Below are 21,642 nucleotides of genomic sequence, written 5' to 3'. Positions count from 1 at the left end.
GCAGCCGTCAGCCGCCAGCGACGGCTGTCCCCCTTGGCCCGGCGCCCGGTTGGACGGCAGGCGGGCCTACTTGACGGTGGCGGCCCCCGCCCTCGCCGGTTAAGGAGGCACCTCCTCCCGCGCCGGCCGACAGCATGAGAACCACCCACCGTCCCCTGACCACCCTGGCCCTGGCCTTGAGCCTCTTCATGGCCGCCCTGGAGATGACCGTCGTCTCCACCGCCATGCCCACGGTGGTCAGTGACCTGGGAGGACTCCAGAGCTACGCCTGGGTCTTCACCGCGTACATGCTGTCCTCCACCATCACCGTGCCCATTTACGGGAAGCTGTCGGACCTCTACGGACGCAAGCCCATCCTCCTCTTCGGAATCGGCCTGTTCCTCCTTGGCTCCATCGCCAGCGGCCTGTCCACCTCCATGAACGTGCTGATCGCCTCCCGGACCCTTCAGGGACTGGGGGCCGGAGCGATGCAGCCCGTCGTGCTCACCATCATCGGGGACATCTTCAGCCTGGAGGAGCGCGCGAAGGTGCAGGGGGCCTTCAGTGGGGTGTGGGGACTGGCGGGGCTCATCGGCCCGCTCACCGGTGGCCTCATCGTGAAGTACCTCTCCTGGCACTGGGTCTTCTTCATCAATGTCCCCGTGGGGATCGGCGTCGTCGGCCTGCTGGTGTTCTGTTTCCATGAGCAGGTGCAGCGCAAGCCGCAGAAGCTGGACTTCGCGGGCGCGGCGCTGCTGTCGGCCGGCGTGGTGATGCTCCTCATTGGCGTGCAGGGCATGGGACAGAACCTGTGGGCGCTGCTGGCGGCCGCCGTCCTGCTCGTGGCCTTCGTCCTCGTGGAGCGCAAGGTCGCCGCGCCCGTCATCCCCATGTCCATCTTCAAGATTCCGGCCATCGCCATCTCCGCGATCGCCGGCGCGCTCTTCTCCGCGGCCATGTTCGGGGCCACCACCTATGTGCCGCTGTACGTGCAGGGCGTGCTGGGCGGCTCGGCCACGCTGGCCGGAGGGATGATCACCCCGATGATCGTCGGCTGGCCCATCGCGAGCGTGGTCGCCGGCAAGCTGCTGCTCCGGACAGGCTTGCGTCCGTTCATCGTGGGAGGACTCGGGCTGACGGTGGTGGGCACCGGGTTGATGGCGCTGTTGTTCAAGCCGGACGTGTCCATCCTGGTGCCGGAGGTGGCGATGGGGCTGTTTGGCATCGGCCTCGGCTTTGCCTCCACCGCCCTGCTCATCGGAGTGCAGACCAGCGTGGGGTGGGAACTGCGAGGCGTGGCCACCGCCAGCAACATGTTCTTCCGCACCATCGGCGGGGCGCTCGGCGTGGGGCTGATGGGCGCGGTGATGGTGTCTCAGCTGATGAAGGATCCGCGCGTGCCCATCTCCGCCGCCAATGAGCTGCTCGGCCCCGAGCACGGGCGGGGCCTGCCGGTGGACATCCTCCAGACACTGAGCGGCGCGCTCGGCACGGGCCTGTCCATCAACTTCTGGATCATCTGCGCCGCCACCGCCGGGGCCTTCGCCGCGAGCCTGTTCTTCCCTCGCGTCTCACGCGGCTCGGGAACGGGCCTGCCCGCCACCGATGTGGCGGCGCCCCACTGAGCCACTCATTCGGGGGCGTACCGGAGCAACCGAAGCGGGCCATCGCCGCACTGGACGAGCACCCCATCGCTCTCGCGCGCCAGCACGGTCCCCGGTGACACGGTGCTGGACGCGGACGGCCTCGTCGCTCCGTCCACGAGCTGGGTGCGCTGCACCCGCACCCGCCGGCCCTCCAGGGTGGCGCGTGCATCGCCCTCCAGGTCCTTCCAGGCGCCGAAGCGACAGGCGCGCACCTGGAGGTGGAGCGCCCGCGCCGGCTGGCGCCAGTCCAGCTCACGGTAGGCCGGCTCGAAGAAGGGCGCCTGGCTGCCTCCCGTCGCGGGCTGAGGCTCGCCCGCATCCCCCCAGGCCACGCGCTCGAGGACCTGCGGCATCATCATCATGGCGAGGTTCATCATCTTGTCCGCGATGACTTCCTCGGTGTCCGAGTCCTCGATGGGCGCTCGGTCCTGGTCGAGCAGCGGGCCGGTGTCGAAGTGCGCATCCATCCGGTGGAAGGACAGCCCCAGCTCCCGGTCATCGTTGCGCAGCGTCCAGCCCAGGGGGTTGGGCCCCCGGTAGCGCGGCAGCAGCGAGGGGTGCCCGTTGACGGCACCCAGCGGTGCCACCGCGAGGGCTTCAGGAGGAATTCGCCAGGGGAAGAAGAAGCACAGCAGCAAGTCCGGCTTCAGGGACGCGAGCAGCGGCGTGAGGTGGGCGCGCTCGCTGGCAATGACGACGTCGAGTGAGGGAGGCGCCGCCTCGAGCAGCCGCGCCATGTCGTTCCACCCGGCGGCGTTCCGAGGCCGATGGCCATGCACCCCCGCAGGAGCCACCAGCGCCACCACGTCATGGTTCCGCGAGCGCAGGAAGTGCGTGAAGTTATGCACCACGTTCGGCGCGACGGTGAGCAGCGCGATTCGCCACCCGGAGGTACGCACGGAGTCGCTAGAGACAGGCGGGTCCTGTGACATGGGGCCGCCACTTTACTGTGTCTGGTGGGCCGCGGCGGTCGAGATGATGCGGCCCAGGCGCGCGAACAGGTGCTCTGCATCCGAGACACGCCAGAAGCTCCGCGTACACGCGGCGATGATGATGGGACGCTGGGGCTGGAGGTACAGGATGCCCAGGTCACACGCGCGCCGGTGCTGTGTCCCGGTCTTGTGTGCCCAGCTCGCCGTCGCGGGAAGCCCGGCGGCGATGCGACCGCGCCCCGTGCGGCACGCGCGCATCAGCGCATGCGCCCGAGAGCAGCTCTCCGCGCTCAGCCCCTCACAGCGCGCGACCTGCGCCAGGAGCTGCCCCATCTCCCGCATGGAGGCGGAGTTCACGTTCTCGGCGTAGAAGGCGCTGAAGGCCGCGTCGAGCTCCCGGCCAGTCCACGCGGGCGAGTGCCCCAGCAGCTCCGAGAGGAAGCGGGCGCGCGAGCCGGGGGAGTCATGCTGGCCCAGGGCGCGAATCTGGCTCGGGGAGAGGTTGTGTGCGCTCGGGTCGAGCCTGGCGTAGATGCGGCGGCGCTCCTCCAGGAGCGAGGCCACCGGGCCCGTTTGGATTCCCCGAGCGACGAGCCGCGCCTTCACGTTGTCCAGGCCCACGCGGCGGATGAGGAGATCCGCCGCGGCGTTGTCGCTGTCCACCATCATGTATTCGAGCAGCGTCGCGATGGAGAAGCGCTCGCCCGGGCGAACCCGGTTGAGCCGGTGCATCCCATCGCGGAGGTCCTCCGGCCCGAACTCGAGCTCCTCGTGCCAGGTGAGCTGCTGGAGGTCCGCTTGATGCAGCACTTCGAGCATCACCCCCAGCTTGATGGCGGAAGACAGGTACGTCGGCGTGTCGGCCTTGTAGGCGTACGTGTCGCCGGACTCGACGTCGAGGACGTAGAGCGAGAGTTCACCGTCGAAGTCTCGCGCCGCCTCCTCGACGAGCGAGGGGAGGGCGGAGGTCCATCGTGCTTCGGCAGGGGGTGTGGCGAGCACCGCTAACAGGAGGCCGCACACCCCCACTGCCTTGGCACTCACCCGCCCCCGCCTCCCGCGCTGCCCATGCCCGTATCCTCGAAGGCGGTGTCTGAAGTGGGCGAGCCGCCAATGGCCTCATCCGAAGTGGCCGAGCCCCCAATAGCCTCGTCCGAAGTGGCCGAGCCGCCAATGGCCTCATCCGAGGCCGAATCGTCGATGCCACTCGGGGCGAGAGCGTCTCCCACTGCCTCCGCGTCTCCCACTGCCTCCTGAGAGGCCGAACCGCCGAGGGCGTCCGTGGAGGCCGAAGCGCGGGTGGTCTGTTTCGGCACGCACTCCTCCGGCATCGCCTCGGAGCGCGCCTCCCCGGAACCCCCGCTGCCGATGACCTGACACGACAGGCTCTGCGTCCCTATCTCGTTCCCCACCGAGGCCTGGGGCGAAGAGGGCATTTCACTCTGTGTGGGCCTCTGCGCATCGTGCGCGCAGCCCGTGCCGAGCAACACCGCGGTCGCGATGGCTCCAAGGAGTTTCTTCATGATGTCCCCGCGCTTGCTTGTCGATGCGGGAACGGTGGGGACCGAGCGTCATCTGGACAACGCCAGGAGCAAGAGGCCCAGCCTGCTCGCTCGCCCTATGGACTGCTCAGCCCCGAGGAAGGTGAGCGCCCGGAGATTATCGGGCCTTGGTGCGCTTGACGATGACGTCGTCCACCATCGCCGTGCCCTCGCTGCTCAGGGACACCATCAGCCCCACGCGCTCGTCGATCAGCTCTGGATCGATGGAGAGTGTCTCGGAGACGTGCTGCCAGTCGGTGGTGGCCGTCACGAAGATGCAGGGCCCCGACCACGGCTCCCGGTTGATCTGCAGGCACAGGTTGACGCCTTCGGAGCCCAGGGTGCCTCGGATGTCCGCCTCGACGCGGTATGCCTCCCGCTCGGCCAGCGGATCCGGGAGCGGCTGTTTTACCGACACGCCACCTCCCGTGGGCCCCTTGCTCAACACCAGGCCCGCGTAGCCCGAGCGTCCCGCATCCGGCGAGGTGGTGGCCGTGCCGGCGTCCTCCTTCACGGACGCGTCCGTCCAGAAGTTCCACAGCCCCAGGCCGCTCTCGAAGGAGCCGTTGCCCAGCAGGTTGTCCTCTTCCTTGTCGGCATCCCCGCGCGCCACCTCGGCCAGCGCGAACGAGACTTCATCCAGGTGGACGGTGGTGTTGTCGCTGGTGACGCTGACGAGGGCGGTGACGTTCTCGCTGGAGTCGGGGAGCAGCAACAACTGCTTCACCGTCCTCCAGCGGGGCTCGGCCACCACCTCGAAGCCCTGCCCGTGGAAGCTGAAGGTGACGCGCTCGCCTCCGACGGTGCCCTTGAGGCGCGCCTGGACCTGGAAGGTCTGTCCCGCCCGATGGGGTGTCGTCTCCTGGCCCACCATGGAGCCCCAGCCGCCCGTGCCCTTGTAGAGCACCAGGCCGAAGGTGCCGAAGTCAGCGGCCTCCCCGCTGGCGGAGGCCGTGCCTTCCTTGGCGTCCGTCGCGTTCCACCAGCCCGAGAGCCCGGACTCGAACGAGCCATTCTGGACCAGATTCGGACCGATGCTGGGCGGGTCCGACCCACCACAGCCTGGGTGGAGGCCCAGCGCCAATACGCCCAGCCACCACGGTTTCCGAAGAGCGTTTCCCGCGCGCATCGCTCGCCCCTGTGTCGCGCCCCGGCGGCGCCAAACCAAGGGGACAGGTTACCACCGGGCATGGCGGGCGATGAGCGCGTTATGTATCGCGGTGAACAGTGTCCGGGGAGAAGGCGGGGAAGCAGATGGCGATGTACTCCGCGCCCTCCTCGCCGGGCGTGCTGTAGCGCACCCACTCGCCCGGCTCGGTCACCACGGCCTGGCCGCCGCGCACGTCCAGCGCGCCGCCCTTGTGCTCCACCCGCAGGTGGCCCTTGAGCACCACCGTCATCTCCCGGAACTCCGGCGTCTGCCCGGGCTCGACCCAGCCGCCCGGGCTGCGCATGTGCGCCACGCTCAGCTCTCCGGTCTTCGTGTTCACCCGCCCGACGTACTCGTCGATGAGCTTCGGCTTGTTGCCCGCGGCGGTGACACGGGTGGGGGCGGGGATGAGGGTCGGCATCGTTCGCTCCTGGGGAAGAAAGGAAGGAGCGAAACTACCAACTCAGCGCCGGTAACCCACCCTTTCGATGACGCGTACAGAGTGGCAGTACGATGTTCGCCCCGGAGGCCCGAGTGAAGTCCTTGCGTCTGTTCCTGCTCGCCCTCGCCACGGCCTGTGGCGGCTCGGAGGAGGAGACTCCCTCCATGCTCGGGAGCCTCGATACCTCCGAGGCGGGAATCGTCACCTTCCTCCAGGAGCGAGGCTACCGGGACTGGCTCGCCGAGCCCGCGGTCCACGACTCGGGTGGCCCCCACGGCCAGGTGCGCGTCTTCTTCAATGACACCGCCGTCCAGTCCCTGCGCGCCGACAACGCCACCCACCCCGTGGGTGCCATCCTCGTGAAGGAGATCTACTCGGGCGACGGCAAGGAGCTCGTCGGCCACGCCCTGGAGGCGAAGGTGAAGTCCGGCCACGGCAAGGACACGTGGCTCTTCTTCGAGGGGCCGCTGCCAGAGGACCGCCGGAACCTGTACGGCCGGGGACATGAGGCCTGCCACGGCTGCCATGCAGCGGGCAGGGACTACGTCACCACGCCGCTGCCCCCGTGAGCCCCACGCTCACAGCCGGCCGCTGTTGGCCCAGTCGAGCATCCGCCACGCCAGGTCCTCGGCGTTGCGGCGCAGGTACACCAGCTGCAGCAGCTCGTCGTCCGAGCGCGCGCGAGCAATGCGCCCGTTGAGCCCCTCGGCGAACACCACCACCTGGCGGATGCTCAGCGTGCGCGGGGACGCCGCGGCCTGGATACCCCCGGCCAGCCAGGCCATCTCCGCGTCCGTCGCGTGCCCCTCGCACAGCAGCCGCCCCACCAGCGGATCGCGCGCCACCTGCCGCTCGTAGTCCCGAGGGTTCTTCAGCTGGCGCCGCCACGGCTGGCCACTCCACCCGTCCACCTTCTCGTCCCGCCCCGCCTCCGACCCCCGCGTCTCGGCCTCGAGAATCTCCCACATGGGCGCCAGCGCGGGAGCCCGGGACGGCTGGGCGTGCTGCGTCGCGACGGAGGAGGGCATCTCGGGAGGCGGCCCCTCGAGGGTGCCAGGGACATTCACTACGGGTTGGAGCGACATGGGCGCTTTCTCCATCGGACTTGGGAGAGATTCAAGGTTTTCCCTGATACGCCGGGTGAGTGTAGGGAAGGGCGCCAAACGTTTGCGTGATGACGCCAGTGCGGGCCTGGGCCTCATGGGTCGGGACGGGACAGGGCTTTGGCATGGTGCGCCAAGAGCCCGGCGTGCCAGCATTCCGCGCACCGTATGGCGACCTACCCCGCGTCCCCTCGCGAGGCCATTCAGCAACTCCGAGAGCTCTCGGAGGCTCTGGCCGTCCCCGAGCGTCGCTCCCAGGCCCTGACCGAGCTGCGCGCGCTGGCGGAGCTCTCGCGTGGCAGGCCCGAGGGCGCACCGCTGCGGCTCGTCACCGTGATGGCGGCGGTGGGCGCCTCTCAGGAACGGCTGGAGCTGCTGCTGCCCGCCTCCATCTTCGCCCCGGAGGCGTGGGCGTACACCTTCCTCGAGGGGCTCTTGAAGGTGCCCCTGGACGAGTACGACGGGAAGCGGCTGGTGGAGGTGGGCACCGGCTCGGGGTGGATCTGCATCGCCCTGGCGAAGTTCACCCGGCTCTCGCGCATCCACGGCGTGGACCTGAACCCCCACGCGCCCTGGGTGGCCACCTGCAACGCGTGGCTCAATGGGGACGAGCGGATGGTGGCGCGGCTCTCCTTTGGAGAGAGCGACCTGCTGCTGGGCGTCCCCGAGCGCCCGGACTGGGACTTCGTGGTGGGCTGCATCCCCCAGGTGCTGCGCACGGAGGGGATGCCGGAGGCGCCGGCCGAGGCGGACGCGCAGGCGTTGTATGACTTGTCGAACTACACCGCGCTCCAGAACGTCTACGAGGACCACTTCGGGCTGGGGCTCAACGCGCGGCTGCTGGACGAGGCGCCCGAGCGGCTGGCTCCAGGAGGGCGGCTGCTGCTGAACCTGGCGGGCCGGCCGGGGCGCTCCATCATCGAGCGCATGTTCACCCGGCGGGGCTTCACCACGCAGGTGCGGGTGGCACGGCGGGTGATGCAGGCGGCGGACACGGACATCCGCCCGCTGGTGGCGCTGGAGCAGCGCACGCAGCGCGAGTTCGAGTTCTTCATGGAGGCTCACAGCCCGGAGCCGTTGCGCGCTGCCACGGCGCTCGGGTGGCTGCAGGCGGGCCACCCCATCTGGCACGAGGTGGCGGTGTGGGAGGCTCGGCCGGCCATGCCCCGGGAGACGCTGGCCCTGCGCGCCGCGCTCCGGCGGCTGGGCAGCGAGTGGCTCACCGAGGAGCTGGACCTGGGGGCCGTGTCCCAGGAGCAATTGGGCTTCGTGGCCGCGCTGGCCGAGCGGCTGGCGCGCTCTCCCATGCTGCCCTACGCCCACGAGGCGGGGGATGCGCCCTTCCGCCAGCGGGTGGCCCGCTACCTGGAGCGCTTCTTCGACCTGAGGCTGCCGGAGGAGGCGCTCTTCGTCGCCCCCGAGCGCGAGCAGGCCGTCTACTCGCTGCTGCTCTCGCTGTGCGACCCCGGGGACGGGGTGCTGGTGTCGCGCAACCTGCTGCCGGTGTACGCGCGCGCGCTGGAGCGGGCGGAGGTGCGCACGACGGTGACGCACAGCACGCTGGCGGAGGTCCGCCGGCTGCTGGAGGCCTTCGAGGTGAAGGTGGTGTTCCTCTCGGTGGCGCCGGGCGAGCGCACCAACATGGGGGTGCTGCGAGACATCCTCGCGGAGGCCGCGCGGCGGGGCATCTGGGTGGTGCTGGACGAGAGCGAGTTCTTCCACATCACCAGCGAGGTGGAGCCGCTCACGCTCTTCGAGTTCCTGGCGCGCGAGCCGCTGCCGCCCAACCTCGTGGTGCTCTACGGCCTCATCAAGAACGCTGTCTGGCCGGACCTGGAGCTGACGTTGCTGTTGCCCGTGCCGGCGCCGCTGCGCGCGGACCTGGAGGTGGCCGCGGAGGTGACGTACTCGCGGATTGGCACGCTGGCGCAATGGTTCTACGAGCGCACCTTCGAGGAGTTGCTCACCTTCCGAATCTCCTTCGCGGAGCCGGAGCGCCCCCTGGCGGAGTGGGCGCCGGCGGTGCCGCTGCCGCGCTCGGCCCGCATCCAGCGCCTTTCGGGCTTCCCCGCGTTCGCCCCCAAGCCGTTCCGGGACGAGGACCCGGAGCTGGTGCGGCTGGACTACGGCGAGAACGAGGCGGCCATGCCCCAGGCGCTCGTGGAGGGCCTCATCGCCGCGCTCGCCGCGCCCCGCGAGGACAGCCGGCAGCACGGGCTGGCCGAGGCGGTGGTGGGCTTCCTCCTGGAGACCCGGGGAGCGCGCTATGCCCCGGAGGACATCGTGCTCGGCCAGGGCGTGTGGCCGCTGGTACACCACCTGGGGGTGGCCCTGCGCCGGCGGTTGGGGCGCGCACCGCGCGTGTTCCTCGCCACGCCCTGCTACGGGGTGCTGGCTCCCACGTGGGTGGCGGCCGGGTGCGAGGTGGAGCTGGGGCCACTCTCGGCGCTCCAGGAGCGGCGGGGGCCCGGGGGGCCGGACGTGGCGGTCATCTCCCAGCCCTCCAACCCCGAGGGGAGCTACCTGACGCACGAGGAGCTGGTGGCGCTGGCGACATGGGCGGTGGAGCAGCGCGCCCTGCTGGTGTCGGATGAAATCTTCGGGCTGGTACACCTGACGAACCCCACGGCGGAGACAGTCCACAGCCCCGTGTCCCTGGAGCAGGTGGTGCCCGGGGTGGGGGCGCGGACGGTGGTGCTCGGAGGGCTCTCGAAGGAGTTCGCCGCCGGGGGCCTGCGCCTGGGCTGGCTGGCGACACGGGACCGGGCGCTTGCCACGGCCCTGCACGAGAGCGGACTGGTGCCGCCGATGGTGTCCACGGCGCGCGCCGCCGCGTGGCTGTACTCCGCCTATGCGCGCAGCCCCGAGGGCCGGCTCCTGTACCCCACGCGGCACAAGGCCCTGCGCGAGTTCCTAGTGCGCATGCGGCGCGAGCTGGCCGAGAAGCGGGCGCTCCTGGTGGGGGCCCTGCCGGGAGATGGACGCTCCGACACCTCCGAGGTGGGGGGCCTCTTCCTGGCGCCCCGCGTAGGCGCATGGCTGGGCCAGGAAGTGGATGGGGTGCGGCTCACGCCCGAGAACCTGCCGGGAGTGGTGTACGCGCACACGCACGTGGTGCTCAACGGCGGCCCCTGGTGCGGAGACCCGGAGCGCGTCCGGGCCGTGTTCTCCATTCCCCGAGAGAAGCTGGAGCGTGCGCGAGAGCGGCTGCGGGCCTTCGCCGCCCGGCTCCAGGCCGTGCGAGCGACAGAGCCCTGAGCCGCACTGTCCATGGGTAGATGCTTGCCGCGCGGCCGGGCCGGAGCGCTGGCACTTCGCGCGGCCCATGATGACCTTTCGCGGGCTCATGTCGCGCGCACTCCTCGTTTTGATGCTCCTGGGCTGTTCCCTTCCCGCCATGGCCCAGGCCCCTTCCGGTAGACCCCGTGAAATCGCGGGGGTGTGCGGGACGGCCAACTGGGTCTGTGTCTCCGAGTGCATCGACTCGAGCTGCATGGAGAACTGCCTGCGCCAGGGCTGTGAAGAGGCGCTCAAACGGCTCGAGGTCTGCACCGCGAAGGCGGGCTGTGCGCCGGATGACACCGCCTGCTCCGCGCGGGTGTGCGGGAAGACCTGCCAGAAGGCCTTCGAGCCGGCGCCGCCCAGCCCGGAGAAGGAGAAGCCCTCGCCATGCACCGGCTTCGCTGTGGAGGGGGGGAAGCCACCGAAGGAGGTGGTGGGCCGGTGGGTGCTCTCGGCGGCGACGCTCACGCCCAAGCCCAAGGACTCTCCCACCCAGCTCAACCCGGAGCCGCGCGCCGACTACGAGCGAATCCTGGAGGTAACCCCCGAGGGCTGCTTCCTGATGCGGACGAAGCTGGAGGACGCCACGCTCGGGCGGGGCAACGCCCTGGAGGTGCGAGCCTGGGGCAGCTTCGCGGTGACGGACAAGGACAAGGTGGCTCTGCGGACGAAGGACGGGCAGGCGGTGGGGCCGGTGTGCAACAAGCCCCGTGTCATCGGCCTGTCCAAGGGCAAGTTCCAGGGGCCGCACTACTCCTTCTCGGTGGAGGACGACACGCTCACCCTCGTGGCGGAGGACCCCTCCAAGCGCACCTTCCAGTTCCAGCGCGAGAAGCCCGAGGACGCTCAGCAGCCGCCCGCGAAGCCGTAGGAGAGGGAGGCGCCTCGGCCCAGGGAAGTGTGCGAGAGTCAGGGCCTCTCGCCATGACGGTTGCCGCTCCCGTTTCCAGCTCCAACGCCCGTACCTCCCGCCGCCCGTCGCACCCAGAGCGGTCCTCGCGGAGCCCACGCGGCCATCACGAGGCCTGCTCGGGCCGGAGCCGAGGCGAGTGATGGAGCGGATGGCGAGCATCGACGCCGCGTGGCTCCGGATGGAGGAGCCCGCGAACCTGATGATGATCACCGCCGTGCTCTGGTTCGAGGAGCCTCCGGACTGGGAGCGGCTGAAGGCGGTGGTGCGCGAGCGGATGGTGGAGCGCTTCCCGCGTTTCCGGCAGCGACTGGTGGAGCCCGAAGGCGGGTTGGGGCTGCCGTACTGGGAGGAGGACCCGGCCTTCGAGCTGGATGCGCACGTGGAGCACGCGGTGGTGCCTCCCCCCGGAGACCGGGCCGCGCTGGAAGAGCTGGTGAGCCAGTGGATGAGTACGCCGCTGGAGCGCTCGCGCCCCCTCTGGCAGCTCCACGTGGTGGAGGGCTTCGGGCAGGGAGGTGCGCTGCTGGCCCGCCTGCACCACTCGATCGCCGATGGCATCGCCCTGGCGCGGGTGCTGCTGTCGCTCATGGATGAGCGCGCGGAGGGACACTTCACGCCGGAGCCGGAGCGGCGGGAGGCGCCGACGCCGGGGTGGATGAAGCTGCTGCGCGGGGCGCGCACGGTGGCCCAGGGCACTCGGGCTGCGTGGAAGCGGGGGGCGGAGCTCATCGCCGAGCCCATCCAGGTGGGAGACCTGGTGCGCCAGGGCGCGCGAGGGGCGGCGACGCTGAGCCGGCTGGCGCTGCTGCCCGCGGATCCGCCCACGGTGCTGCGGGGCGAGCTGGGCACGGTGAAGCGCGCCGCGTGGTCCGAGCCGATTCCGCTCGAGGAGGTGAAGGCCATTGGCCGGGCCACGGAGAGCACCATCAACGACGTGCTGCTCGCGGCGGTCACCGGGGCGCTGCGCCGCTATCTGGTGGAGCGGGGCGGGGCGGTGGAGGACCTGCGCGCCTTCATCCCCGTGAACCTGCGCCCGCTGGACGAGCCGATCCCGCGCGAGCTGGGCAACCGCTTCGGGCTGGTGTTCCTGGATCTGCCGGTGCGGGAGGAGGAGCCCCGGCGGAGGCTGCGCGAGCTGAAGCGGCGAATGGACGCGCTGAAGCGCTCGCCCGAGGCGGCGGTGACCTTCAGCCTCCTGGGCATGGTGGGGCTGGCGCCCGCGGCGCTGGAGCGGCGAATCGTGGAGGTGCTGGGCACGCGAGGCACGTTGATCATGACGAACGTGCCGGGGCCCCGGCACCCGGTGTACCTGGCGGGGACGCGGCTGTCGGGGTTGATGTTCTGGGTGCCCCAGGCGGCGAAGCTGGGGCTGGGGGTGAGCATCTTCAGCTACGCGGGGCAGGTGACGGTGGGCGTATCCGTGGATGCGGGGCTGGTTCCAGACCCGCGCCGACTGGTGAGCGCCTTCCATGCCGAGCTGAGCTCCCTGGCTTCCACGGACGCTGGGAGCGAGGGATGAAGTCCCTGTGTCGGAAGCTCCGAGCCCTGTTCCCCTGGGGCCTCGGGCTCCTGCTGGCGCCGTTGTCCACGAGTGCCGCCGAGCCTCCGCGCACCTTCCTCTGGGCCTGGGAGCGTCCCGAGCGGCTCACCTTCATCGACCCCTCCCAGGAAGGCGTCGCCTTTCACGCGGTGACCTTCCATATCTCCGGGGACGGGGTGGAGCCGCGCCGCCGCCGCCAGCCGCTGGTGGTGCCTCCGGGCACGTACCGCATGGCGGTGATGCGCATCGAGGTCGACCGGGGCACGATCCCCAGTGAGGCCCACCGCACCCGGTTGCTTCAGCTCATCACCGAGCAGGTGCGGCGGCAGAAGCCAGACGCCGTGCAGGTGGACTACGACGCGCGCGCCTCCGAGCGTCCGTTCTACCGCGTGCTGCTCCAGGAGCTGCGGGCCGCGTTGCCGCCGGAGCTGCGGCTCTCCATGACGGCGCTGGCCTCGTGGTGTCTGGACGATGGGTGGCTGGATGGCCTGCCCGTGGACGAGGTGGTGCCCATGGTGTTCCGCATGGGCGCGGACACGGCGCTCGTGCGCTCGGAGCTGGCGCGGCGCGGAGACTTCGATGGTGCGCGTTGCCGGCAGAGCGTGGGCTTCGTGACGGACGAGCCCGTGCCCACGCTGCCCGCCGGGCGCCGCACGTACTGGTTCAACCCTCGGTCCTGGAGCGCTCAGGACCTGCAACGCATTCGGGAGAAGTCGCCATGAAGTCCCTGTTCCGGCGAGCCATGCTGGCGGTGGTCCTGGCCGTGCCGCTGCTGTTCGCCACGCCGAGCCAGGCCTGTGGCCCGGAGTGCGGCGAGGAGCCGCTTCGGGAGGATGTCGAGGCCTGTCTCGCGGGGAACCTGGGAGACCTGGCGCGACAGGGCCCGATGTGCCGGGCGGTGGGCTTCCTGCTGATGCGGGGCCCGTCCGCGGCGGACCGGGAGCACATCACGCTCTTGGCCGGGACGCTCAACGTCTATCCCGGGTCGAACACCTCGCCCTGGACGGAGGCGCGCCAGAAGGTTCCCGTGCCTCCCCCCGAAGGGACCCTCGGCACCGAGGTGGAACTGGCGGATACCTGGTTCTTCAACTGCCTCACGGGCGCCTTCGAGATGGCGGCGATGACGCTGGAGGAGCGCATCGCGAAGTTCGGAGCGAACAGCCCCGAGGTGGCCGGGTGGGTGCGAGCGCAGGACGCGGTCTTCCAGAACTGTAGCGGTGAGACGCGGGTCCTGCCGGAGCCCGCGCCGGCGGAGGCGCCTCCGCTGGTCCGCGCCGATCGCGCCTACCAGACGGCCGCGGCCCTCTTCTACGCGCGAGAGTACGAGGAGGCGGTGCGGCACCTGGACGCGATCGCCCAGGACAAGGGCTCGCCCTGGAGCGGGTGGGCGAGGCTCGTGGCGGTGCGGGCCCTCATCCGCCAGTCCACGGTGAAGGCCCAGGCCGAGGCGGAGAAGCGGGCGCTGCTGGAGAAGGCGCGCGAGCGGTGCGTGGCCATCGTGAAGGAGCCCGCGCTCAAGGACCTCCACCGGCAGACGCGGCAGCTCACGTGGTTCATCGACTACCGGCTGCGGCCCGACAAGCAGCTCAACGTGCTGGGCCGGGTGCTGCTGGAGAAGCCGGACGTCAACTTCAGCTATGCGTGGCGGGACTACTTCCTGCTGCGGCGTACGCAGGGCCCCTCGGACGATGAGCTGTCGGTGTTCCTGGACACGTTCGACAAGCCGGACACCTACCCCCAGGCGCTGGAGCGGTGGAAGAAGACGGGCGCGGTGTCGTGGCTGGTGGCGGCGCTGAGCCGGGCCCAGGGGAATGAGCCGGAGCTGGCGGAGCTGGTAGCCAGGAGCCAGACGGTGCCGAAGTCCTCGCCGGCCTCCCTGTCCCTGAGTGCCGCGCGCGGGCGCCTGGCGCTGAAGATGGGCCGGGTGGATGAGGCGCGCAAGGAGCTGCTCCCATTGCTGGAGGCGGGAGGGACCCCGCTGCCGCCGATGACGCTGCGGCCACTGGTGGGGGAGGTGCGCGAGGCGGCGCTGACGATCGAGGAGTGGGCGAAGTACGCGCACCTGTCCCCCGAGCGCGCGGGTGCGTTCCTGGACGGAGGCGTGCCGCTGTCCCGCTTCAAGGACACGAAGCTGCTCGGAGCCCTGAGCGCGGAGCTTCGCAAGGCGGTGGTGGTGTCGGGGTGGACGCGCGCGGTGCTGCTGGAGCGCTGGGAGGAGGAGAAGGCGCTGGAGCCGCACCTGGAGAAGGTGGCGCCAGAGTTGGCGGCGGACCTGGCGCGGGTGAAGGCGCGCACGCAGCCCGAGGAGCGGAAGATGGCGGCGGTGCTGCTGCTGCTCAAGGCGCCGGGCATGTCACCCTACGTGCGTCCCTATCGGGCACAGGCCGCGCGGGACTACGACATCTGCGGGCCCAATGGCTGGTGTGGCAAGGAGGCCGCGGACGTCTACCAGGACTGCGACGCCTCGAAGGGCCCCTGCGGCACGCGCTACATCTCCGTGGCCGAGCGCCAGGAGGCGCGCCAGGAGCGCGAGGCGCTGAAGACGCTGGGCAAGTCTCCGGACCTGCTCATCCGCTTCACGCTGGACTACGCGAAGCGCCACCCGACCGACGCGCTGGTGCCCGAGGCGCTGCACGAGTCGGTGCGGCAGACGCGCTTCTCGCGCACCACGTGCGAGGACGCGGAGGTCGAGAGCAGGGCGACCAGCGAGCTGTCGAAGCAGGCCTTCCAGCTCTTGCAGCGCAAATACGCGAAGACGGAGTGGGCGAAGAAGACGCCGTACCACTTCTGAGGGGCTCAGCTCCCGGTGAGCTCGTCGTAGCCGCGACCCTTGAACTCCAGCAGGCAGAAGCCATGGCCGAACGGATCGGCCAGGAGGGCGATGCGGCCCCACTTCTGCTCCTGGATGCCCTTCTCCAGCGAGGCGCCCATCGCCTGGGCGCGCTGCACCGCTTCATCGAGCCCGGTGACGACGAAGTCCAGGTGGATGGGCGTCCAGTGCCGGGCGTAGTCGCGCACCGGAGGCCCGCCCGGGCGAGCGGGCGTGCCCCCGGGCTTGGCGAGGAGGTCGATGGGGACTTGGGCTCCGAGCAGCTCGGCCACGTCGTTGCCAAAGCGGCGGCCCACCTTCAGCCCCAGGGCCTGGGTATAGAAGGTGATGGCTTTGTCGAGATCATCGACATCGATGCAGACGCGCAGCTCGGGCATAGGGGGTCAGTGTTTCATATTGCGGCCCTGGGTCACCGCCTGTTCGGGCTTGAGCGTCTCCGTGGGGAGCGGGAGCTGCTCGGCCTCCAGCGCGGCCTTGACGGCGGGCCGGGCGGCGACGCGCCCCAGATAGGTCCCCAGGACCGGCCACCGGCTCAGCTCAGGCCCCATCTTGCTGGCCCAGGTGAGCATCACGAACAGATAGGCGTCCGGGCCGGAGAAGTGGTCTCCCATGAGGAACTGCTTGCCCTCGAGCTGCTTCGCGACGAAGTCGAAGCGCTTGCTCACCTTCTCGAGCACGGCCTGCTTCACCTCCGCGGAGACGTTCGGGTTGAAGAGGGGGCCGTAGGCCTTGTGGATCTCGGTGCCGATGAAGTGCATCCACTCCTGCATGCGGTAGCGCTCGAGCGTCCCGGCGGCGGGCACCAGCTTCGACTCCGGCTTCTGGTCGGCGATGTATTGGACGATCGCCGGGCCCTCGGTCAGCACCTGGCCGCCGTCGAGCTCCAGCGCCGGTACGTACCCCTTCGGGTTGATGCGGTAGTAGTCCGTGCCCTTCTCGGTCGTGTGCGAGCGCAGGTCGACGCGCTCGAGGTCGAACTTCAGGCCTGACTCCCTCAGCACGATGTGGGGAGAGAGCGAGCAGGCACCGGGTTTGTAATAGAGCTTCATGAGAGATCCTCCGGGGGCAAAACGCGCCTCTGCACAATGTGCGGCGGAGGGACTCTGAAGGACAGAAGCCGGGGGCTACACGAGCCCATGCTCCTCGAGCTTGTTGTAGAGCGTTCGGCGGCTGATACCGAGCAGGCGGGCAGCGAGCGTGCGGTTGTCGCCGGCACGCTTGAGCGCATCCAGCAGCGCCTGGCGCTCCGTCTCCCGCCGCTGGGAGTCCAGCGTCTTGGACTCACTGCCCGTGGCCCCCGCTGGAGCCGCCGGCGCCAGGGGGCTCGAGGGAGCCGAGGGCGCTGGCAGTGGCATCAGCCCGGGCTGACGGGCGAGCTCACGCGCCACGTCCTCGCCTGTCAGGGTGGGGCCGTCCGAGAGCACCACCAGCCGCTCCATGAAGTTCTGCAGCTGGCGTACGTTGCCCGGCCACGGCTGGGACCGCAGGGCCTGGAGCGCGTCCGGAGTCAACGTGAAGGGCTGCCGCCCGTTGGCCTTCGCGTGGACCTCCAGGAAGTGCCGGGCCAGCGGCTCGATGTCCTCCGGCCGGGCCCGCAGCGGCGGCAGCCACACCGGCACCACGTTGAGCCGGTAGAAGAGGTCCTCGCGGAACTCGCCCTTCTTCACCATCTCCTCGAGCGGCCGGTGCGTGGCCGCCACGAAGCGCACGTCCACCTTCAAGGTCTGCGTGCCACCCAGCCGCTCGAACTCGCGCTCCTGCAACAGCCGCAGCAGCTTCACCTGCACGTGCGGGGTGATGTCGCCAATCTCATCCAGGAAGAGCGTGCCCCCACCCGCCAGCTCCACCCGCCCGGGCTTGCGCGTGGCCGCGCCCGTGAAGGCGCCCTTCTCGTAGCCGAACAGCTCGCTCTCCAGCAGCGTCTCCGGCAGCGCCGCGCAGTGCAGCTTCACGAAGGGGCCCGCGTGGCGGGGGCTGGCGTCGTGCAGCGCCTTGGCCGCCAGCTCCTTGCCGGTGCCGGACTCGCCGCGCAGCAGCACCGTGGCCGTGCCCGAGGCCGCGCGCGTGAGCAGCGCTTCCACCTGGCCCATCGCGGTGCTGTCCCCCACGAAGGTGCTCGTCTTCAGCGTGGGGCGCTCGGCCTCGCCCTGCGCACGCAAGAGCGCCTTGCGCACGGTGAAGAGGATCTCCTCCCGGTCGAACGGCTTGAGGACGAAGTCCGCCGCGCCCGCCTTCATGGCCTCCACCGCCATGGGTACCGTGCCGTGCGCCGTCATCAGGACGATGGGCACCTCCGGGAACAGGCGCGTCACCTCGCTCAGCAACTCCAGCCCGCTCATGCCCGGCATCCGCACGTCGCTCAGCACCACGTCGATGGGCTTCTGCCCCAGGAGCGTGAGCGCCTCCGCCCCATTCTTGGCCGTGTGTACCGTGAGCCCCGCCTGCGCCAGCAGCGCGCCAAGCACCTTGGCGACGGCGGGGTCATCGTCCACCAGCAACACGTTACCCTTCAGCGGCTCGGCCACGGCGCTCCTTCTCCGGGGGCGGGAGTGCCCTCGGGCGCTGCCTGTGCGGGCAGGCGCAGGTGGACGATCGTACCCCGCCCCTCCCGGCTCGTCAGTGACACTGCACCTCCGTGCGCCTCCACCACCCGGCGCACGAAGGCCAGCCCCAGCCCGCTGCCCGAGGCCTTCGTGGTGAAGAATTCGTCGAAGGCCCGCTCGCGGGTGCGTGCGTCCATGCCCTCGCCCGTGTCCTCCACGCTCAGCACCACGCCCGCCCCGTCATCCACGGCTTCACGCTGCGTGCGGACCGTGAGCGTGCCGCCCTGGGGCATGGCCTCGCAGGCGTTGCGCACCAGGTTCTCCAGCGCGTTGGCCAGCAAGTCGTAGTCCCCCGCGCACATGGGCAGCCCATCGGCGAGCACGCGCTCCAGCTTCACGTGGGGGTAGCCGGTGAAGGCCTGCAGCGACAGCACGTCCCGCGCCAGTTGGTTGATGTCCAACGGGCGGGGCAGGGGCTCCACGCGCCCCAGGCGCTGGTAGGTGCTCACCACCCGGTCCAGCCGCTCCACCTGATCCAACAGCAGGTCGAGGAAGTCGCCCTTGTCGTCCCAGGGGCGGCCCTGGGCGTGCTCCTCCTTGAGGAACTGGGCGGCGCCCTTGAGCGCGGCGATGGGGTTCTTCAAGTCGTGCGCCATCTGCGCGGAGAAGCGGCCCAGGGTGGCCAGGCGCTCCAGGCGCTCGCGCTGGAGCACGAAAGCGCTGACACCCCGGCGCGCGGCGGCGAGCAGGGAGAAGGTGATGGCGGCGGTGCCCACCACGAGGGCGCTCTGCTCGGCGGCGAAGAGGCGGAAGACGATGAGGTAGGCCAGCACGCCCACCACCGCCAGGGTGACGGCGTACAGGGCCGCGCCGCTGGACAGGTCCTGCCCGAAGAGGTGGAAGCGCAGGGCCACGGTGGCCATGACGGGCAGGCCCAGCAGGGTGCCCAGGGTGCCCAGCCGGGGCACGTTCAGCCCCAGCTCCGCCATCTGGTCGGTGCCGGGCAGCGCCACCAGGAGCACCAGGCCCAGCAGCAGCAGGCCGGTGCGGATGCGCTCATTGAGCCCCGGGGCGCGGCGCAGGTGCAGCAGCAGCAGCCCCCAGCCGGCGCCGAGCAGCAGGGTGTCGAGCGCCAGCGTGAGGTGGGCGAAGAAGGGCGAGGAGGCCCGCTCGGCCAGCCACTTGGAGCCGAGCGCGGACAGGGCCACGGCGGCGAGCACGCCGAACAGGGCATAGGTGGAGTAGATGCCCACGGCGAAGCGGCGACGCTGGCCGATGAAGGCGAGGATGAAGTGCATGGCGCACGGGGCGGCCATGAGCTTGGCGGCGAGGGTGACGAGCCTCCAGCCCTCCTCGCCGGAGACGGCGTAGGCGAAGTTGGCGAAGTTCCACGTGGACAGCGCGATGGACAGCAGGGAGAGGGGCAGGGCCAGGGGGCTCCTGCCCACGCGCGCCAGGGCCAGCCCCGCCAGGGCGAGCTGCCCCGTGCAGGCAGCGAGGCTGAGCCACGCCAGGCCGCTCACTGGCGTGGCTCCCTGTCTGGACGTTCAGCCATGCGTCCGTTCAGCCACGTCGCGTGCTACCGCACCACGCGGAAGGGCGGAGAGGCCAACTCCTCGCGCTCCCCATCCCACTCCACGCGCGTCAGGAAGCGGTACTCCCCCTCGGGAAGGGTCCCCGCCAGGGTCAGGCTCACCGACTCCGCTTCGCCCGGTCCCAGGCTGAGGAGGATGCTCTGGCAGACCTCCTGCCGCTCGGCCGGGAGGGTCTCCCAGCCCGCCTCCGTGGAGCGCTGCAGCGAGACACCGCAGAGGTTGTAGCCGAGCTTCTCGAATGATTCGTTGTGCAGGCTCAGCGTCAGCTCCGAGCCAGGGGCGTATTCGGCCTCGTCGGTCTTCAGCTCGGCGTCCCCGAGTGGGGAGCCACAGGCACTCAGCCACACCACCGCACTGCACAGCACCATGCTCCAGCGAGTCACGTTCTCTACCTCCTGGAAATGCCCGCCGGCCCGGGGCGCCGGGGAGGATAACGCCAACTCCCTCGCTTGGCCTCACCAGCCGTGAAAAAGAGCGCGAGGGCAATGGGGTATAGTTTCCCCTCCCTCCTCTCGGAGTTCGATCATGAGCGACGCCGTGTCCCCGCCCACCGGGTCCGACAAGCACGGTCCCCTGGGGCCTCTCGCGCTCTCGTTGTCCGGAGGAGGCTACCGCGCGGCGGCCTTCCACCTGGGGACGCTGCGGTTCCTGGACCGGGTGGGGCTGCTGGGGGACGTGGTGGGGCTGTCCACCGTGTCCGGCGGCACCATCACCGGCATGGCCTGGGTGGTGAGCCAGCTCGACGGCAAGTCGTTCCCGGAGTTCCACGAGTCCTATTCGGCGTACCTGAAGCGGACCAACGTCATCAGCGAGGCGCTGGAGTGCCTGACCACGAACCGCGACCACGGCAGCCATGCCTGGGCGAGCCTCATCCGCTCCGCCGCGGACGTGTACGCCCGGCCCGACCTGTTCGGTGACCGCCGCTTCGGCGAGGTGCTGAACGCCGAGAAGCTGCAGCTCCAGGAGGCCATCTTCAACTCCACCGAGTTCCACACCGGGTTGGACTTCCGCTTCCGGCGCAGCGCCAACACGATGGCCCTGTTGGGCAACAACGCCTGCGGGCTGCCGCGCTCCGTGGCGCAGCACATCCGGCTGGCGGACATCGTCGCCGCCTCCTCGTGCTTCCCGGGCGGCTTCGAGCCGCTGGTCTTCCCGCAGCAGTTCCACTGGCCCCAGAGCTTCCCCGTCGAGAAGGCGCTGGAAGAGCTGGGGCCGGGCTTCCAGCAGGGGCTGCCGCTGATGGATGGCGGCATCTATGACAACCAGGGCGTGGAGAGCCTGCTGCTGGCGTTCAAGGACTCCTCGGCCACCCAGCTGATCATCTCGGATGTCGCCACGCAGAATGGCGACATGTACAACACCCCCGAGAACCCGACGAAGCGGGGGTGGGTGACGCTGAACGGGGTCTCGTGGATGGGTTGGGGGCTGTTCGTGCTGGCCCTGGTGTCCGCGATCGTCCTGGCCGCGCGCGGGGTCGAGACCGTCATGAGCGGGGACTGGAACATGGGGGACACCTTCCTCCACCTGATTCCCGGCTCGCTGACGGCGGCGGTGGCAGGAGGGCTGTTCTGGGTCCGCCGTCGCCTGCAGGACGTGAACCGGTTGCTCCAGACGCAGATGGACTTGAACGCCTGGCCCTCGTTCCGGAAGCTGACGGTGCTGGAGTTCGCACAGATGCTGGTGCTGCGCGGCACCTCGACGCTGGCGCTCACCTCCAAGGTGTTCATGGCGCGGGTGCGCGGGCTCGTCTACCGGCGCGTGTACCAGGATCCCGCGTACCAGGGGCGGAGGATGTCGAACCTCATCTACGCGCTCACCAAGAGCTACCCGGCCATGTTCGCCGAGCACCCGTGGATGAAGCCTGGGCCCCAGCTGGTGCAGCTGTCGCAGCAGGCCTGTCAGATGCCCACGACGCTGTGGTTCACGAACGAGGAGCAGTTCGTGACGGTGGAGCGCGCGGGGGAAGCCACCATCTGCTTCGTGCTGCTGCGCCACCTGCTCAAAGACCACAAGGGCGAGTACGAGGTGGAGGGCGCGCGGCTGTACGCGCTCTTCCAGAAGCTGCGCAAGGAGTGGGAGGCGTTCAACCAGCAGGCTGCCCCGGCGGGGGCTCCACAGAAGGTGGCCGCCTGAGGCGGTGGGCCGC

Annotated in this window: 19 protein-coding genes; 8 read left to right on the top strand and 11 right to left on the bottom strand. The window is 70.3% G+C overall.

The window, feature by feature from the left end:
• Positions 1 to 134: 134 nt before the first annotated feature.
• Positions 135 to 1,604, top strand: coding sequence for an MDR family MFS transporter (locus SYV04_RS10625; RefSeq protein ID WP_321545570.1), 1,470 nt, complete (start codon positions 135 to 137; stop codon positions 1,602 to 1,604).
• Between the two features lie 5 nt (positions 1,605 to 1,609).
• On the opposite strand, the gene SYV04_RS10620 is transcribed toward SYV04_RS10625, so the two are convergent.
• From SYV04_RS10620 to SYV04_RS10600, 5 genes are all read right to left on the bottom strand, one after another.
• A complete protein-coding gene (locus SYV04_RS10620) occupies positions 1,610 to 2,524 on the bottom strand; it encodes a methionyl-tRNA formyltransferase (protein WP_321545569.1) in 915 nt (304 codons plus the stop codon).
• A gap of 45 nt (positions 2,525 to 2,569) precedes the next feature.
• Positions 2,570 to 3,601: a serine hydrolase gene (locus SYV04_RS10615; RefSeq protein ID WP_321545568.1), complete on the bottom strand. Its 1,032-nt coding sequence runs from the start codon at positions 3,599 to 3,601 to the stop codon at positions 2,570 to 2,572.
• A complete protein-coding gene (locus SYV04_RS10610; protein WP_321545567.1) occupies positions 3,598 to 4,080 on the bottom strand; it encodes a hypothetical protein in 483 nt (160 codons plus the stop codon). The genes SYV04_RS10615 and SYV04_RS10610 overlap by 4 nt, the downstream gene beginning before the upstream one ends.
• Positions 4,081 to 4,216: 136 nt before the next feature.
• Positions 4,217 to 5,227: a carbohydrate binding domain-containing protein gene (locus SYV04_RS10605; RefSeq protein WP_321545566.1), complete on the bottom strand. Its 1,011-nt coding sequence runs from the start codon at positions 5,225 to 5,227 to the stop codon at positions 4,217 to 4,219.
• Between the two features lie 79 nt (positions 5,228 to 5,306).
• Entirely contained in the window at positions 5,307 to 5,669 is a 363-nt protein-coding gene (locus tag SYV04_RS10600) for a cupin domain-containing protein (protein ID WP_321545565.1), read from the bottom strand.
• A 113-nt stretch (positions 5,670 to 5,782) separates the two neighbouring features.
• Between SYV04_RS10600 and SYV04_RS10595 the strand changes: the two genes are divergently transcribed.
• Complete coding sequence (locus SYV04_RS10595) at positions 5,783 to 6,259, top strand: hypothetical protein (RefSeq protein ID WP_321545564.1); 477 nt, start codon at positions 5,783 to 5,785, stop codon at positions 6,257 to 6,259.
• Between the two features lie 9 nt (positions 6,260 to 6,268).
• On the opposite strand, the gene SYV04_RS10590 is transcribed toward SYV04_RS10595, so the two are convergent.
• The gene (locus tag SYV04_RS10590) at positions 6,269 to 6,775 is read right to left on the bottom strand and encodes a hypothetical protein (protein WP_321545563.1); all 507 of its coding nucleotides are present in this window, start codon (positions 6,773 to 6,775) and stop codon (positions 6,269 to 6,271) included.
• A gap of 186 nt (positions 6,776 to 6,961) precedes the next feature.
• Between SYV04_RS10590 and SYV04_RS10585 the strand changes: the two genes are divergently transcribed.
• The 5 genes from SYV04_RS10585 (at position 6,962) to SYV04_RS10565 (ending at position 15,319) form a co-directional block, all read left to right on the top strand.
• Positions 6,962 to 10,051, top strand: a complete 3,090-nt coding sequence (locus SYV04_RS10585; RefSeq protein ID WP_321545562.1) for an aminotransferase class I/II-fold pyridoxal phosphate-dependent enzyme — start codon at positions 6,962 to 6,964, stop codon at positions 10,049 to 10,051.
• Between the two features lie 88 nt (positions 10,052 to 10,139).
• Positions 10,140 to 10,946: a hypothetical protein gene (locus SYV04_RS10580; protein ID WP_321545561.1), complete on the top strand. Its 807-nt coding sequence runs from the start codon at positions 10,140 to 10,142 to the stop codon at positions 10,944 to 10,946.
• Between the two features lie 181 nt (positions 10,947 to 11,127).
• A complete protein-coding gene (locus SYV04_RS10575) occupies positions 11,128 to 12,507 on the top strand; it encodes a WS/DGAT/MGAT family O-acyltransferase (RefSeq protein WP_321545560.1) in 1,380 nt (459 codons plus the stop codon).
• Positions 12,504 to 13,250, top strand: a complete 747-nt coding sequence (locus tag SYV04_RS10570; RefSeq protein ID WP_321545559.1) for a DUF3142 domain-containing protein — start codon at positions 12,504 to 12,506, stop codon at positions 13,248 to 13,250. The genes SYV04_RS10575 and SYV04_RS10570 overlap by 4 nt, the downstream gene beginning before the upstream one ends.
• Positions 13,247 to 15,319 (top strand): hypothetical protein, encoded by a 2,073-nt coding sequence (locus SYV04_RS10565; protein WP_321545558.1) that lies wholly within the window; start codon positions 13,247 to 13,249, stop codon positions 15,317 to 15,319. Before SYV04_RS10570 ends, SYV04_RS10565 begins: the two co-directional genes overlap by 4 nt.
• Before the next feature lie 5 nt (positions 15,320 to 15,324).
• Here the strand turns inward: SYV04_RS10565 and SYV04_RS10560 are convergent, their stop codons facing one another.
• The 5 genes from SYV04_RS10560 to SYV04_RS10540 form a co-directional block, all read right to left on the bottom strand.
• Positions 15,325 to 15,735, bottom strand: a complete 411-nt coding sequence (locus tag SYV04_RS10560; protein ID WP_321545557.1) for a VOC family protein — start codon at positions 15,733 to 15,735, stop codon at positions 15,325 to 15,327.
• A gap of 6 nt (positions 15,736 to 15,741) precedes the next feature.
• Positions 15,742 to 16,407 (bottom strand): glutathione transferase GstA, encoded by a 666-nt coding sequence (gstA, locus tag SYV04_RS10555; protein ID WP_321545556.1) that lies wholly within the window; start codon positions 16,405 to 16,407, stop codon positions 15,742 to 15,744.
• Positions 16,408 to 16,482: 75 nt separating this feature from the next.
• Entirely contained in the window at positions 16,483 to 17,883 is a 1,401-nt protein-coding gene (locus SYV04_RS10550) for a sigma-54-dependent transcriptional regulator (RefSeq protein ID WP_321545555.1), read from the bottom strand.
• Positions 17,868 to 19,424, bottom strand: a complete 1,557-nt coding sequence (locus SYV04_RS10545; protein ID WP_321545554.1) for a sensor histidine kinase — start codon at positions 19,422 to 19,424, stop codon at positions 17,868 to 17,870. Before SYV04_RS10545 ends, SYV04_RS10550 begins: the two co-directional genes overlap by 16 nt.
• Before the next feature lie 56 nt (positions 19,425 to 19,480).
• Positions 19,481 to 19,879 carry an immunoglobulin-like domain-containing protein gene (locus tag SYV04_RS10540; RefSeq protein ID WP_321545553.1) on the bottom strand — a complete coding sequence of 133 codons (399 nt, stop codon included), beginning with the start codon at positions 19,877 to 19,879 and terminating at the stop codon, positions 19,481 to 19,483.
• Between the two features lie 142 nt (positions 19,880 to 20,021).
• On the opposite strand from SYV04_RS10540, the gene SYV04_RS10535 reads away from it, so the two are divergent.
• A complete protein-coding gene (locus SYV04_RS10535; protein ID WP_321545552.1) occupies positions 20,022 to 21,629 on the top strand; it encodes a patatin-like phospholipase family protein in 1,608 nt (535 codons plus the stop codon).
• Positions 21,630 to 21,642 lie beyond the last annotated feature (13 nt).

The organism is Hyalangium ruber (genome assembly GCF_034259325.1).
GTDB classification, from domain to species: Bacteria; Myxococcota; Myxococcia; order Myxococcales; family Myxococcaceae; genus Hyalangium_A; species Hyalangium_A rubrum.
Note: the sequence above shows the minus strand (reverse complement) of the source record. Positions and strands in the feature narration are given on the sequence as shown.

Bases quoted from the DNA above. Each gene is read 5' to 3' on its own strand.
- SYV04_RS10610 (WP_321545567.1), bottom strand. From the start codon at position 4,080: ATGAAGAAACTCCTTGGAGCCATCGCGACCGCGGTGTTGCTCGGCACG.
- SYV04_RS10570 (WP_321545559.1), top strand. From the start codon at position 12,504: ATGAAGTCCCTGTGTCGGAAGCTCCGAGCCCTGTTCCCCTGGGGCCTC.
- SYV04_RS10585 (WP_321545562.1), top strand. From the start codon at position 6,962: ATGGCGACCTACCCCGCGTCCCCTCGCGAGGCCATTCAGCAACTCCGA.
- SYV04_RS10600 (WP_321545565.1), bottom strand. From the start codon at position 5,669: ATGCCGACCCTCATCCCCGCCCCCACCCGTGTCACCGCCGCGGGCAAC.
- SYV04_RS10580 (WP_321545561.1), top strand. From the start codon at position 10,140: ATGTCGCGCGCACTCCTCGTTTTGATGCTCCTGGGCTGTTCCCTTCCC.
- SYV04_RS10575 (WP_321545560.1), top strand. From the start codon at position 11,128: ATGGAGCGGATGGCGAGCATCGACGCCGCGTGGCTCCGGATGGAGGAG.
- SYV04_RS10560 (WP_321545557.1), bottom strand. From the start codon at position 15,735: ATGCCCGAGCTGCGCGTCTGCATCGATGTCGATGATCTCGACAAAGCC.
- SYV04_RS10565 (WP_321545558.1), top strand. From the start codon at position 13,247: ATGAAGTCCCTGTTCCGGCGAGCCATGCTGGCGGTGGTCCTGGCCGTG.
- SYV04_RS10605 (WP_321545566.1), bottom strand. From the start codon at position 5,227: ATGCGCGCGGGAAACGCTCTTCGGAAACCGTGGTGGCTGGGCGTATTG.
- SYV04_RS10625 (WP_321545570.1), top strand. From the start codon at position 135: ATGAGAACCACCCACCGTCCCCTGACCACCCTGGCCCTGGCCTTGAGC.
- gstA (WP_321545556.1), bottom strand. From the start codon at position 16,407: ATGAAGCTCTATTACAAACCCGGTGCCTGCTCGCTCTCTCCCCACATC.
- SYV04_RS10590 (WP_321545563.1), bottom strand. From the start codon at position 6,775: ATGTCGCTCCAACCCGTAGTGAATGTCCCTGGCACCCTCGAGGGGCCG.
- SYV04_RS10535 (WP_321545552.1), top strand. From the start codon at position 20,022: ATGAGCGACGCCGTGTCCCCGCCCACCGGGTCCGACAAGCACGGTCCC.